Here is a 13,278-nt window from a genome sequence, read left to right as displayed (position 1 = left end):
CTATCACCTGCCCATTTTTCTCATTCATATTATAACATGCAACTCAAATTTAAAAATAATTAGCATTGTCCGTGCAGTATTCAAGAGCCGAAAAGAAAAATAGACCTCGTTCAAGGTCTATTGCAATGCTTTAATATCATTCATAATTTCATCTAATGGAATTTCATTAAGACCAGTATAATATTTCATTACTTTTCCATTCTGATCAACAAGATAAAAATCTGTTCCATGGATTACCTGATCACCTGTTTGCGGCTTTTTCACAATGGTTTTGAAGTATTCCATAGCATATTTCTCAATTTCTTCCTGTTCATATCCGGTCAGAAAATGCCAATTGCTGAAATCTGCATTGTATGTAGATGCAAATTCCTTTAAAACTTCAGGTGTATCCACTTTGGGGTCTACACTGAATGAAACAAATTCAATATTTTTTATGCCTTCCTTCTCAGCCAAATCCTGAAGCTTCTTCATATTAGCTGTCATGGGCATACATACATCTTCGCAATTGGTAAAAATAAAGTCGGCTACCCAAACCTTGCCCTCAAGATCCTTTAAACCAAATTCTTTATTATCCTGGTTTGTATACGTAAAATCAGCCAGTTCCCAATTTAACGCGTCCTTTATACCGCTCTGTCCGCATGCTGAAAGCACTGCAAGCATAAAAGCAGAAACCATTATTGCAAAAACTCTTTTTCTCATACATTCACCTGCTTTAATTAGATACGTTGCTAATTTTAGCAAATATTCATGAAAGAAGAAAGAAGTACTTATGACAAACTTGTGAATAGTATCTCGATATTATGGATGATAAAAATTATTGAGTTGGTTTCGTTTTATTGTTAGTCATAATTTCATAAAATGTCCTGATGAAATTTGAATAATTAAATTGCACAGCAATCCGATGTATCCGATATTTCATCTTGTTTTCCGGAGGGACATTTCTAAATTCACCAATGCTCTGGCCAAACGCCTCCCCTCTGTCAGTAATTATCTTCACCGGTACATCCAGATACTGAAGATCCGCCCCGTCAAGCATTGCCCACAACGTAAATAAATCGTGCATGGGGCTTCCACTAATGCCAGGGTAGGTTTCCTTATAAAAATTGAAATAATAATCAACCATAGGCTTAAGAATTAAGCCGACTTTATTTTCCACTTTCTGATAATAGGCATCAAGAGAGTCGATAAGTGCCGGAGTAATGATTGCAGACATCGTTACATCCAGAGGAAAGACATGAATTTTCTTCGGCGCATTGGCAAACACAACATTAGCCGCATATGGGTCCCCATAAAAGTTTGCTTCAGCCACTGGAGTCACATTGCCTGGAACATTGAATGCCCCGCCCATAATATAAAAGTCACTGACTTTACTCATAAGTGCCGGATAAAGGATAAAGGCCGTTGCCAATGAAGAAAGTCTGCCTACATTAACGATTGTTATATCATTTTCATACTTCTCGATCAGTTCCTTAAAATCATCGAAGTTTTCAAACATGTTATTGGAGTTCTCCAGGTTAGGAATAATCGGACCGAGCCCTTCAATGCCATGAACATCCGGGTAAAATACCGGAACATCGCCGGTTAAAGGCAATACGGCTCCGCTGAATACAGGAGTATTTTTTTGTCCGGTTAATTCACGAAGGTAAGCAGCATTTCGGACGGCATCCTCCCTGGAAACATTTCCATAATCAGCTACAATCCCAACGATATTGATTTCCTCTGAGAAAAAGGAAAATATAACCGCAACAAAATCGTCAATTCCAAAGTCACTAAAAAACAAGACATTTTTCCTCTTCAACCCTACACCCCCATAATTCATTTTATTCCGGGGATAATCAAGAATGGCAAATATTTTCAAATAGGATAAAAGTCTTTGATTTCACTATTCTTGACCATGATTAAAGAAAAAATTGATTTCGCAAAAAAACGCATAGCCTGAGTGCTATGCGTCCTTTTTATTTATCTTCCAGGTGATACATAAACCCAATTGCACCGGGTCCTGTATGTGTACTGACAATTGGAGTTGTTTCTTCTATTTCAATCTCCGCACCGGCATCCAGTTCTTCAATCATCGTTTTCAGTTTAGAAGCTAAATCCAGACCTTCTGCATGCACAAGGCCTACCCCTTTTATTGTTTTCCCTTTAATATCTCCGGCAAATTGTTTAGCCAAATATTTGGCAACCTGAGTATGGCTTCTTACTTTAGCAACAGGTGTGTATACCCCGCCTTCAAGCGATGCAATTGGTTTAATATTCAGCAAAGATCCGATCATTGCTTTCCCTTTGCCGATTCTACCGCCTTTAACGAGATTTTCCAGTGTATCCACTACTACAAACAATTTAGTGTTAGCGCGCACGGTTTCCAGCCGGCTGACAATCTCCTGAATACTTTTCTCTTCCCTGGCCATTTTCGCAGCCTCCAAGACTTGAAAGGCCAGTGCTTTGGAAATATATCTGGAATCTACCACTGTAACATTTGCATGTGACATAGCTGCCGCACTTTCAGCTGATTGGACAGTTCCACTCATTCCGCCAGTCATATGGATGGAAAGAATTTCATAGCCCTGCTCACCCAACCTGTCATATACCTCTGCAAAGACACCAGCTGGAGGCTGTGAGCTTTTTGGCAGTTCGTCAGATTCCTTCATCTTTTTCATGAATTCAGCTGGAGTAATATTTACCCGATCCAAATATGTATCCCCATTAATGTGAATTGATAAAGGAACGACTTCAATATCGAATTCTTCAATCAGTTCTCTTGATAGATCCACTGTAGAATCAGTAACAATTTTAATCTTAGCCATTATTCCTTCACTTCCCTGCATTTACAATTAGTTCATATTATACATTTAAGCAAAATACAAATAAAGCAAAAAATACAAAGCTTCTCTTACTTCGCCTCAATTGGCCAAAAAAATGCCGGCAGGCAGCCGGCATCAATGTTGTTAAGCATTATTTTTTAATTCTGGAGTCTTAAAAATCTCTTCATAAACCGGCCATTTTAGGACTCGTTTAAGATATTCCCTGAAGGAATGATTCTTACTTGTCTTTTCACTGGCGTTAATGGCCGCAATGAATGTTTTCAAACGGACTTGGATCATAAAATAATAAGGGCTATCTTTTGCCAATACAGGAATTTCAGTGATTTTTACCTTCTGTCCAACAGCATTTTTGAACTCTAGGCTTTTAAATAGCAAAATATCAATCCTCTTTTTCACCCGTTTGTTAATATTATACCCCAAATGCGGCTCGAAATGTGTCTGATTATGCTATCCCATAAATTTTTTTATGAAGCTATTTTCGTATGAATTATTGTTTTCGCCTCACAATGTTGTCCGTTGATTTCCGCTCCAGGATGCTCAGCGAACCGCGGGGCAGGCGGTGAGCCTCCTCGACGCTTCGCGTCTGCGGGGTCTCACCTGTCCCGCTACTCCCGCAGGACTTTGAATAAGCTTCCTTGAGTAAACACCGCACGAAGAAAATGCGAATGCATTTTCGAGGATCTCGCACCTTCCGCTCCAATCAACTCAGCAAATAATATATATATCATTAAACCTTGCAAAAAAACTTTTATGAAGATTTTCCTGTATTCTCTTGCTTTTTCAGCTTTCTTTTATAGACTATTTTTGATAAATTGATGCTTATTTCATAAAGCAGCAGCAAGGGAATGGTCACAAGAATATCAGACATAAAGTCTGGAGGTGATATAACAACCGAAATTACGATAAGAACAAAATACGCATATTTCCTGATTTTTGTAAGCACATACGGATTAAGGATCCCAAGCGAAGTCAGGAACATGATGACGACAGGAAGTTCAAATAATACTCCAAATGGCAAAGTCATGTTAAGGACAAAGCGGAAATATTTATCCGCAGTAAAATTGGCCTCAAACATCTCGCCCCCCAGCTCTACAAGAAAGCTTAATACGGTGGGGAAAATGACAAAATAACCAAAGCAAAGGCCTGTAATAAACAGAATAAACAATGCCGGTACATATGAAAGTGAAATCTTCCGCTCATACTCTGTCAGGGCAGGCTTGACAAACAGCCAAATCTGCAATGCCAGAACAGGTATTGTCGCTGCAACCGCAATAACTGTAGCAAGCATAAAGTAAACCCAGATAATATCACTGGGACCCAGAACGATCAATTTAACGTCCAGGTCTCTTACCAGCCACTTATAAATATCCTCCACAAACACAAAACCTGCTATAAAAAACAGGATAAATGCTGACGCCATTATGATGAGTCTTTTTCTTAATTCATCCAGATGTTCGACTAAGTTTAATTCATTTTCTTCCATACAAATCTCCTGCTAATTTTATAAAAAGCCGGCTTGGCCAGCCAGATTTTTTAAACCAAAACAAAAAGGTGCAAGAAGAATATCCTTACACCTTATTTAACCGTTTTTTTCTTAGTATCCTGTTCAAGCTCATCCATCACGTCACTTGTCAGATCTCGGGTAGATTTTTTAAATTCTCTTAGTGTTTCACCAAAAGCACGGCCAATTTCCGGCAGCTTTTTTGGACCGAATATGATTAACGCCAAAACAAGGATTAAAATTAATCCTGGTACACCGATATTTGAAAGCATATTCACATCTCCTTTAAAGTACTTCCCTTTTGAATCTAATACGATTATAGTACTTTTTAAAGGAAATGTCACAGATATCATAAAAATTCATATTTCAGCCACATATCTTATTAAGTAATAGTGATCTGCAACTCATCCGGGTGCTTATACGAGCAGATGGAAAAGGTTGCTGTCTTTGTTTATCTCTTTGTATGTGAATCCCTTTTTATTCATTCTCACAATGAGGTCGCTATAGTCCTCCCTATGCTTCAGCTCAATTCCTACAAGGGCCGGACCATTTTCTTTATTATTCTTTTTCGTATATTCAAAACGTGTAATATCGTCCGTCGGACCAAGCACTTCGTCAAGGAACTCTCTTAATGCCCCAGCCCTTTGGGGGAAGTTCACAATGAAATGGTAAAGCAGGCCTTCATAAAGCAGGGAACGCTCTTTAATTTCCTGCATTCGGCCAATATCATTATTGCCGCCGCTGATTACACAAACAACATTCTTTCCTTTAATTTGATCCCTGCACATATCCAATGCAGCAATCGGCAAAGCACCGGCAGGCTCTGCCACAATCGCATGCTCGTTATATAATTCAAGGATTGTCGTGCACACTTTCCCTTCAGGAACCATGAAAATATCATCAATAAGCTCATTGCAGATGTCATAGGTTTTTTCACCGACACATTTTACTGCCGCACCATCTACAAACTTATCAATCTCTCCGAGCGGTGCTACTGTTTGGACCCTGATTGCTTCGCTCATTGAGGGAGCTCCTTCAGGTTCAACCCCAATCATCTGCGTTTCCGGCGAGATGCTTTTTATGTATGTGCTGAGTCCGGCCATCAATCCGCCTCCGCCAATGCTGGCAATAACAAAATCAACATGCTCTTCACAATCGTTGAGCATCTCAACCGCTACTGTTCCCTGTCCCGCTATCACCATTTCATCATCAAACGGATGGATAAATGCCATGTCCTCCTCAGTGGCGCATTTAAGAGCTTCGTGATAGGAATCATCAAAAGTGTCTCCAACAAGTATGATCTCTACTGAATCTCTCCCAAACAGCTCTACCTGGCTCACCTTCTGTCTCGGCGTGGTCGCCGGCATGAAGATCTTCCCCTGAACCCCAAGATGTCTGCATGCATAGGCAACTCCCTGCGCATGATTCCCTGCACTTGCACAGACTACACCGTGTTCAAGCTCCTCTGCAGTTAAAGATTTAACTTTATAGTAGGCGCCTCTTAATTTAAATGAGCGGACATGCTGAAGATCTTCCCTTTTCAAATAAACATTGCACTCATACTTTTCTGATAGGCGTTCATTTTTCTGTAAAGGTGTATGGGCAACAATATCCTTTAGCTGCTGGTATGCAATCAAAATATCTTCCAACTGCACCCATTTTTTTGTCATTAATTTCTGTTCCATTTTGCCACCCTCTTCTTTACAAGTTATTAATTTGTACATTATACCATGACAAATCGCGATTTCAATCCGATATTTTAAAAATTTACATTTTTCGAATTATTTTATGGATAGAAACAGATTAAACTGACATATAATAAGCAAAAGTTAATTTATATCTACAAAGGGGTGCAGGAATGGAGTTTTCTTTATGCAGTCTGGATAGCGCTTTGCCTGTGGAGGTAACAGTGGATGAAGATAATGGCAGGTATATGATTCGGAAAAGCGACACAAGTGGAGAGTACTTCAACAGTGCAGATGAATTAATAGAGTGGGTGAAAGAGAACTTTACCGCAGAAGAATTTTGCGATCCCAGGGAATACCACGGCATGATTCAAAAGCTCACAGATTATTTGGTGAATCCGAATTTATAATGTACCGCATAAAAAGGCCCCTGACTGACTGGGGCCTTCTTTTTATGAAGCAATTTTTCTATCCGAAAGACTGCTGCAGATTATCCCTCTTACTTCCTGTGCAAGAAACTTTGCATCTATATCTTTAACAATCCTGGCATTCACAGGCTTGCACACCCTGATTTCAATTTTAGCCGGCTTTATGAGTCTCCCATTCTTTTCAAAGGCATCTGCTGTCCCTTTAATGGATATTGGCACAATCGGTACACCTGCATCCTGTGCAAGCCTGAATCCGCCTACTTTAAAAGGCGCTACCTGTCCTCCCCTGCTTCTTGTTCCTTCCGGAAAAATCAGCAGAGAGTGCCCCTGTTTTAAAAGCATTGCAGCATTCTTTAAAGAATTAATTGCACTGCTGCGATTGCTGCGGTCAATAAAGACACAGTTCATGACTTCCATCCATGAAGAGATGATGGGTGCTTTCTTCACTTCAATTTTTGATATGAAACCAAAAGGTTTATTAATAGATGCTAGAAGGACTGGAATATCGAAATCCCCTTCATGGTTGCAGACAATGACAACAGGCCCCTCAGGGATCAATTCCGTCCCCGTAACCTTCACTTGAGAGCCTGATATTTTCATAATAGTCCTGGACCACTTTTGGGGCACTTTATGGATGATGCGGTCGCGCTCTTCAACGGGAAGTGCTGAATTCAGGTTTCTCATCCGGGATAGAGCAGGCAGGCTATAAACCAAATATCCGCCCATATAAAGAAAAAAGATTATTAATCGAAGCATACATACCTCCAAGGGTTGGGATGTTTTACATTATATATTAATCAGGATCCTATCACTATATGTTTACAGTTTAATAATTTTAAAAAGCAGCCCGCCGGCGCGAACTGCTTTTTAGGTTATTTTCTTTTATAAATAAGGAATTCAAAATCATACGGATTTCTTTCATCCCTTATGCCCTTCTCCCTTGAAATAAGATCCCATTCTGACATGTCCAATTCCGGAAAATATGTATCCCCTTCAAATTGGTCATAAATCATAGTCAGATATAGACGATCAGCTGCAGGAAGAATGGCTTTAAAAATCTCGGCACCGCCAATGACAAAGATCTCATCTTCCCTCTCGCCGCTGTACTTCAGCAGCTCCTCAACTGTATGCAGTACTGTGCATCCTTCACAGGAAAAGGATTTATTCCGGGTTATAACAATATTTTCTCTCCCCGGCAGAGGTCTCCCGATTGAATCCCAGGTTTTGCGTCCCATGGCAATGGGATGCCCCATCGTAGTTCTTTTAAAAAACTTTAAATCCTCAGGCAAATGCCAGGGAAGTTTATTATCCCTGCCGATCACACGATTCTCATCCATTGCCCACATTAAAAAAATCATACACTGACAACTCCTTTAATATGAGGATGCGGATCATAGTCTTCAAGCTGGAAATCGTCAAACTTAAAGCTGAAAATATCTTTCACATCTGGATTAATCTTCATCATTGGAAGCTTTCGGGGATCACGGCCCAGCTGGAGGTTTACCTGTTCAAGATGATTCTGGTAGATATGCACATCACCGAAAGTATGAACAAATTCACCAGGCTCCAGATCGCAAACCTGCGCAACCATCATAGTCAGTAAAGCATAGGAAGCAATATTAAACGGCACGCCGAGAAAGACATCCGCAGACCTCTGATAAAGCTGGCAGGATAGCTTTCCATCTGCAGCGTAAAACTGGAACATACAGTGGCAAGGCGGCAAAGCCATCTTTTCAATTTCTCCAACATTCCATGCATTTACAATCAGGCGACGGGAATCAGGATTTGTTTTGATTTGCTCAATCAGGCTGGTGATCTGATCAACTGTATTTCCATCAGCACCTGTCCAGGATCTCCACTGATGTCCATAAACGGGCCCTAGATTCCCTTCCTCGTCTGCCCACTCATTCCATATCCGCACACCATTGTCCTGAAGATATTTCACATTTGTATCACCATTTAAAAACCATAATAGCTCATGGATAATGGATTTTAGATGCAATTTCTTAGTAGTAACAAGCGGGAAGCCCTCCTGCAGGTCAAAGCGCATCTGATAACCAAACGTGCTTATTGTACCTGTGCCTGTACGGTCTTCTTTTTTAGTGCCATTTTCCAGAACATGCCTACAAAGATCCAAATATTGTTTCATTTCAACCCAACCTTTTTTAAATACTCAATGCTATTGTACACAATTTCTGTTCGTTTCACATTAGAGAAGTATTTTATAGAAACGCGTAAAATTATTTTAATTCTTTAATAAAAGAATAGGTTTTCGGCGCATTCTCTCTTAATAGTTTTCTAGATTCCCCTTCTGCAAAAAACATGGCAAATGCCTCAGCGAAATATTCTTCCGGGAAGGAAAGAAGATAATTTTGCCCCGGGAACAATTTAGCTTTTTCAGCTTTCCACACAGAAAGAAACTTCTGATTAAATCGAATGCCATTGTAAACATGACGATCAACAGAATGGGCAAGTTCATGAAGTTCCAGATTAACGGATCCATGACCTTTCCCCCTCTCACTGAAGCCTATTTTCACAAGCACTGTTTTTGACCCGCCAATCCCCGGGACATCATCCCAAGTGGTATCCCCAGTATAGCCGCGGGGAATTACTCCTGCGAGGTGCTGGGCTGTAGGATTATCAGTCAGTTTTCCCGTGAATAATTTCACCCTGATATCTTCATCCTCTATTTTGGAGAGCAGGGAGGCGGGCAGATGATCCACCCGGGAAATCATTTCTGCAGCCTCTCTCTCATCAAAAGGTTCGAGAGGAACAATAAAGATCTCACCAAGCTGGCGCGGAGATTTCAGACTGAGAAACTCTTTAAGCTTAGAGGAGTGCGGGTAATCCTTTAGTTTTATGCCGCCCATGGCAGCCTGAGAATTCCCAAGCAGCGCAAGCGAAACAATCATAATTGTAATAGTAAGCACCATTTTGCGCATGTTAAAAGCCCCTTCTGCTAATCTAAGATGTATAATTTACGGGCAACAGAGCTCTTTGAAGTGTTTAAGCTGCGGAACTGCCTGAATGGAGAAAAAATCTTTAACCGTTCTGATAATCTATTAAAATTATAACATATGAAAGGTGGATTAGAAGGAAACAAATGATGGTAAACTTTTATGAAAATTCAAAAAGGACCCGAGTGGTTTCGGGCCCCTGCTAAGTTTATTTTTATTAAGAATAAGAGCGCACAACATCTGAAAGGCCGGGAGAAGCAGTTCCTGTGCCTACTGCTGCGAACTTCCAATCGTTTCCATGGCGATAAATCTCTCCAACTATTAAGCTGGTACTTCCGCTGTAGTTGTCAGTCAGGTTGTAATGAATCAGTTCCTGATTGTTGCTGGAGTTTACTACTCTGATGAATGCATTCTGGATCATGCCGAAATGCTGCTTTCTCTTAACGCTGTCATAAATGTTTACAACGAATACCATTTTATGAATGTGCGCAGGCACTCTGCTTAAATCAATCATCACCTGCTCATCATCTCCGTCGCCTGCACCTGTGAGGTTATCTCCAGTATGCTGAACACTTCCATCTCCGCTCTTTAAATTACCGAAGTAAATGACATCTTTATTGCTTTTAAGCTTTCCATTATCACCAAGCATGATTACAGAAGCGTCGCAGTCTATATTTGCTCCGCCGCCGCCTCCGAATAAAGATCCCAGGAGACCGCCGCCTCCGCTTTTTTGAACTGGATCCCAGCCTAATCCTACCATAATTTTAGATAATCCCGGATTTCCTTTAGTTAAGTCAACACGCTGGCCTTTTTGAAGATTTATTGCCATATCAATTCCACCTCGTCAATAATATATATTTTATTTAAAAATGTGCAGCTGCCTAACCCTGCTGCTTCATTTTTTTAAAATTGTCCTGGAGCTGTTCCAGTCTCCTGGTTCCTTCTTCTCGCAGACGTTTGTTTTCTTCTTCTATTGATTTTGTTTCCTGCATACCTTTCATGATGATATTCCAGGATTCCTCAATCGTTTCAATCTTAATGCTTGGACCGCCTGCCAATCTTGCAATATCAGCACTTTGGTTTGAAATATTCTGCGCATTGCGCACGAGCATTTCGTTTGTCCGTCTATCCAGCTCGCTCATAGAATCAGCAACAAGCTTTTGTCTTTTGGCTGCGACTGCCTGAATCAGACCGTTTTTAAAAATTGGAATAGTGGTTACAAAGGCAGAATTAATCTTTCCGATGAGCTTGGTATTTCCTCTCTGAAGCAGCCGGATTTGCGGTGCTGTCTGAAGGGAAACCATTTTAGCCATTTCAAGATCATAAACTCTTTGCTCGAGTAAATCGACGGCATTTCTTAACGTATCAAGCTGCATCGAAGCCATCTGATCTCCCTGAGCCGCCCGCGCTTCCAGCTGTGGAAGCTGATTGGCCTTTAAATCATCGGCTTTCATTTGTCCTGCAACAGCATATTTTTCGAGCGTCAGATAGTACTGATAATTCTGCTCATACATTTGTTCAAGCATGGTTGTAGAATCGACCATTTCACTTTGGTATTTGGAAATTTCTACATACACTTTATCAATTTCCGCACCCATTGTCTGGTATTTTCCGAAAAGCTTCTCAATCATTTTTTCTCCGCGCTTGAAAAGCTTGCCAAAGATGCCTTTAGGTCCCTGCTCGAAATCCTTCTTGTCAAATTTGTCCATGATCCTGCCGAGCTGCTTTAAAAGTTCACCTGAATCTTCAACCTTCGTTGTTCTCATATTGCTCAATATCTGGTCAGAGAAGCGGGAAATCTGAACAGCAGGCTCTTTGCCGAATTCAAGTATTTGAATTTGATCCTTCTCATCAATGGACCTGGCCAGATTTTGCACCTCAGGCTCCTGCCTTAGAGCAAGCTTAATTTCTGAAACGTTATTTTCGGTTAATTTATCATCCTGCAGCTGGGCTGTTAAATTTAGTTCTGTTGATTTAGTCGGATTCATTTTCAATCACCCTTTAAATTTTTTAATAATCCTTGAAAGAGAACCTTTTTTAGAAAGGATGGCTCCTTAAATTCCTGTTCAAACACAACATCCTCGAGCCAGTGAACATCATATAAATCTTCCTCAATGAAGTTCTCAATGTCGTTATGGCCCGGCGGATTATACAGTACAATATCTATCCCAAACTGATTAAGCAGCAAAAGGAGTGCTGCATCCGATCTGACCATCGTCCCGTTCAGCTCGTTATTATAGAGGATAATCTTAGGGACTTCCTGAGAGTAATCAAATTGCTGCATTAATTTCAGAATGCTCGGCGGAATTTGCAGGCTTTGGCTGAACAGATAAATCTTCAATTCTTCTTCCGATTCACCAGGCAGCGGCTTTAATCGCGGGTGATCACACATATTTCTAATGGCCTTTGCAATTCCATTTTGAAGACCGCCAGGAAGCTGCTGATACCTCCAATAGTGCCCTGAAATGATTTTTTCAGGGTCAAGCTTCCCTTCCCCGTCCAGTGCATTGCGATAATGGAAACGAAAATCATTGTTGACGCTGTTGGTGAAAGGGAATCTTTTTATCAGCAGACTTTCTTCATATTGGCTGATCGTTTGTATTCGATCCCAGTATTCCTTGCGATTCCTGCTTACTCCCTGAATCTTTGAAAAAATGGACGGTATCATAACCCTTCCATCCTTCACCTCAAAGTTTGGACGGATCATGGCTTTCTCTTTAATTAAAATAAAAAGTTCATCATAAGTGGTTTTCAAGGTCACAGAAGAAGGAGTATACTCCCTAAGCTGCCACGGTTTATAAAGTCCTGAACCCTCATGGTTAAGAATGGTTTCTATTTCCCTGGAAGCCCTATAGGCGACTGTAGCACTCCTTCGTCTTTTTTCCTGCGGGAAAGGTTCTGGCTTTTTCTTTTCAGGATAATGATGTACAAAAGAATCCTGAACTTCCTGATCCATTTCTGAAAGAGGGTCTTCTCCTGAAGGAGAAAAATAAAGTACATCGCATCCCATTTGGATTAAATAGTACAAAAAGTAATAATGACTCTTTTTCCCATTTCCGTACCATAGGATTTTTGGCATACCCGCTTTCGGGTCAATATCTTTAAGATCTGCACCCAAATGATTAGCGGACCACTTAATCACATCTACAAGCACTCTTCTTATATCCTGGTTTTTCAACCCGCCTGATTCCTTTTCAGAAAACAGATTCAGCATACTGATCATCGCTTCTCTTATTTTCCTGTGCAGGGACGGTGAGGAAGATTTGATCAGCAGCTGTTCTCCATCTAGAAAAGCAGCAAATCGGTTTATGGATAAATTCTGTTCCCGGTTAATATTAAGGACTTTTTGTATCGCCTGAAACTGCTGGTTATTAATGGTTTTATCCAGATGTTCTTCACTGAGGAGGAGAAGCCCTGATTTCTGTGTGTGAATTAAATCAAAAAGACGATTATAATATTCATCTTCATCAAGGGGAACGCCAAGGAATCTGGCAACAATTTGGCCAACATGCAGCGTCTTCTGTTCCACTCTGTAACTTTCACGTTCATTAATAGGCTTTGTTAACTGAGCGCTCCAGTTCTCATATGTAACTTTTAAGATGTGAGTTTTAATTTGACTGTACGACAAGTTCAATAGTTATCCCTTCCCTCTATGAGCGAAAGATGCATTCTTATCATTTCATTCAAAAATTGCGTTTCAATTCCCGGATAATGGCACGGGACAAAAGATATGTAAACTTATTACCATCATATCATAGGAATACAGCCTTTTTCTAAAATGGTTTACTTTCTTTACGAATTAACAGTAAGAAAGTTTCATTTCATCATTATTTTTCATTGCTGAATGACCTCAGATGGACTTTTTCACCTTTATTCCTGTCCCCG

At 40.4% G+C, this 13,278-nt stretch carries 15 protein-coding genes; 1 reads left to right on the top strand and 14 read right to left on the bottom strand.

The genetic code is table 11. From position 1 onward, the window contains the following. Positions 1 to 117: 117 nt before the first annotated feature. The 7 genes from LLY41_RS08435 to ilvA all read right to left on the bottom strand — a co-directional run bounded on the left by LLY41_RS08435 (position 118) and on the right by ilvA (position 6,008). Positions 118 to 699, bottom strand: a complete 582-nt coding sequence (locus tag LLY41_RS08435) for an SCO family protein (protein ID WP_095244574.1) — start codon at positions 697 to 699, stop codon at positions 118 to 120. Positions 700 to 814: 115 nt separating this feature from the next. Then, a complete protein-coding gene (locus LLY41_RS08430) occupies positions 815 to 1,819 on the bottom strand; it encodes a nucleoside hydrolase (protein WP_370460329.1) in 1,005 nt (334 codons plus the stop codon). A gap of 136 nt (positions 1,820 to 1,955) precedes the next feature. After that, positions 1,956 to 2,804 (bottom strand): DegV family protein, encoded by an 849-nt coding sequence (locus tag LLY41_RS08425; protein ID WP_095244576.1) that lies wholly within the window; start codon positions 2,802 to 2,804, stop codon positions 1,956 to 1,958. 141 nt (positions 2,805 to 2,945) lie between these two features. Continuing rightward, a complete protein-coding gene (locus LLY41_RS08420) occupies positions 2,946 to 3,197 on the bottom strand; it encodes a DUF2535 family protein (protein WP_095244577.1) in 252 nt (83 codons plus the stop codon). 373 nt (positions 3,198 to 3,570) lie between these two features. Further along, positions 3,571 to 4,305 (bottom strand): twin-arginine translocase subunit TatC, encoded by a 735-nt coding sequence (gene tatC, locus LLY41_RS08415; protein ID WP_095244578.1) that lies wholly within the window; start codon positions 4,303 to 4,305, stop codon positions 3,571 to 3,573. A 92-nt stretch (positions 4,306 to 4,397) separates the two neighbouring features. Then, positions 4,398 to 4,595, bottom strand: coding sequence for a twin-arginine translocase TatA/TatE family subunit (locus LLY41_RS08410; protein WP_035331398.1), 198 nt, complete (start codon positions 4,593 to 4,595; stop codon positions 4,398 to 4,400). A 144-nt stretch (positions 4,596 to 4,739) separates the two neighbouring features. Then, entirely contained in the window at positions 4,740 to 6,008 is a 1,269-nt protein-coding gene (gene ilvA / locus LLY41_RS08405; RefSeq protein ID WP_095244579.1) for a threonine ammonia-lyase IlvA, read from the bottom strand. Between the two features lie 173 nt (positions 6,009 to 6,181). On the opposite strand from ilvA, the gene LLY41_RS08400 reads away from it, so the two are divergent. Further along, positions 6,182 to 6,418, top strand: coding sequence for a hypothetical protein (locus LLY41_RS08400; RefSeq protein WP_048009397.1), 237 nt, complete (start codon positions 6,182 to 6,184; stop codon positions 6,416 to 6,418). Positions 6,419 to 6,460: 42 nt separating this feature from the next. On the opposite strand, the gene LLY41_RS08395 is transcribed toward LLY41_RS08400, so the two are convergent. From LLY41_RS08395 to LLY41_RS08365, 7 genes are all read right to left on the bottom strand, one after another. Further along, the gene (locus LLY41_RS08395; protein ID WP_095244580.1) at positions 6,461 to 7,192 is read right to left on the bottom strand and encodes a lysophospholipid acyltransferase family protein; all 732 of its coding nucleotides are present in this window, start codon (positions 7,190 to 7,192) and stop codon (positions 6,461 to 6,463) included. Positions 7,193 to 7,308: 116 nt separating this feature from the next. Then, on the bottom strand, positions 7,309 to 7,794 hold the full coding sequence (locus tag LLY41_RS08390; RefSeq protein ID WP_304587481.1) for a dihydrofolate reductase: 486 nt from the start codon (positions 7,792 to 7,794) through the stop codon (positions 7,309 to 7,311). Continuing rightward, entirely contained in the window at positions 7,791 to 8,585 is a 795-nt protein-coding gene (locus LLY41_RS08385; protein ID WP_095244582.1) for a thymidylate synthase, read from the bottom strand. Before LLY41_RS08385 ends, LLY41_RS08390 begins: the two co-directional genes overlap by 4 nt. Before the next feature lie 91 nt (positions 8,586 to 8,676). Next, positions 8,677 to 9,378, bottom strand: a complete 702-nt coding sequence (locus LLY41_RS08380) for an anthrax toxin lethal factor-related metalloendopeptidase (RefSeq protein WP_304587480.1) — start codon at positions 9,376 to 9,378, stop codon at positions 8,677 to 8,679. Positions 9,379 to 9,610: 232 nt separating this feature from the next. Further along, complete coding sequence (locus tag LLY41_RS08375) at positions 9,611 to 10,222, bottom strand: TerD family protein (RefSeq protein ID WP_095244584.1); 612 nt, start codon at positions 10,220 to 10,222, stop codon at positions 9,611 to 9,613. Positions 10,223 to 10,274: 52 nt separating this feature from the next. Next, entirely contained in the window at positions 10,275 to 11,381 is a 1,107-nt protein-coding gene (locus LLY41_RS08370) for a toxic anion resistance protein (protein ID WP_095244585.1), read from the bottom strand. A 2-nt stretch (positions 11,382 to 11,383) separates the two neighbouring features. Then, positions 11,384 to 13,027, bottom strand: coding sequence for a YceG family protein (locus tag LLY41_RS08365; RefSeq protein WP_304587477.1), 1,644 nt, complete (start codon positions 13,025 to 13,027; stop codon positions 11,384 to 11,386). Between the last annotated feature and the right edge of the window lie 251 nt (positions 13,028 to 13,278).

This window comes from Cytobacillus firmus, from assembly GCF_023612095.1.
Taxonomy (GTDB): domain Bacteria; phylum Bacillota; class Bacilli; order Bacillales; family Cytobacillaceae; genus Cytobacillus.
This window is presented reverse-complemented; position numbering and strand designations above follow the sequence as displayed.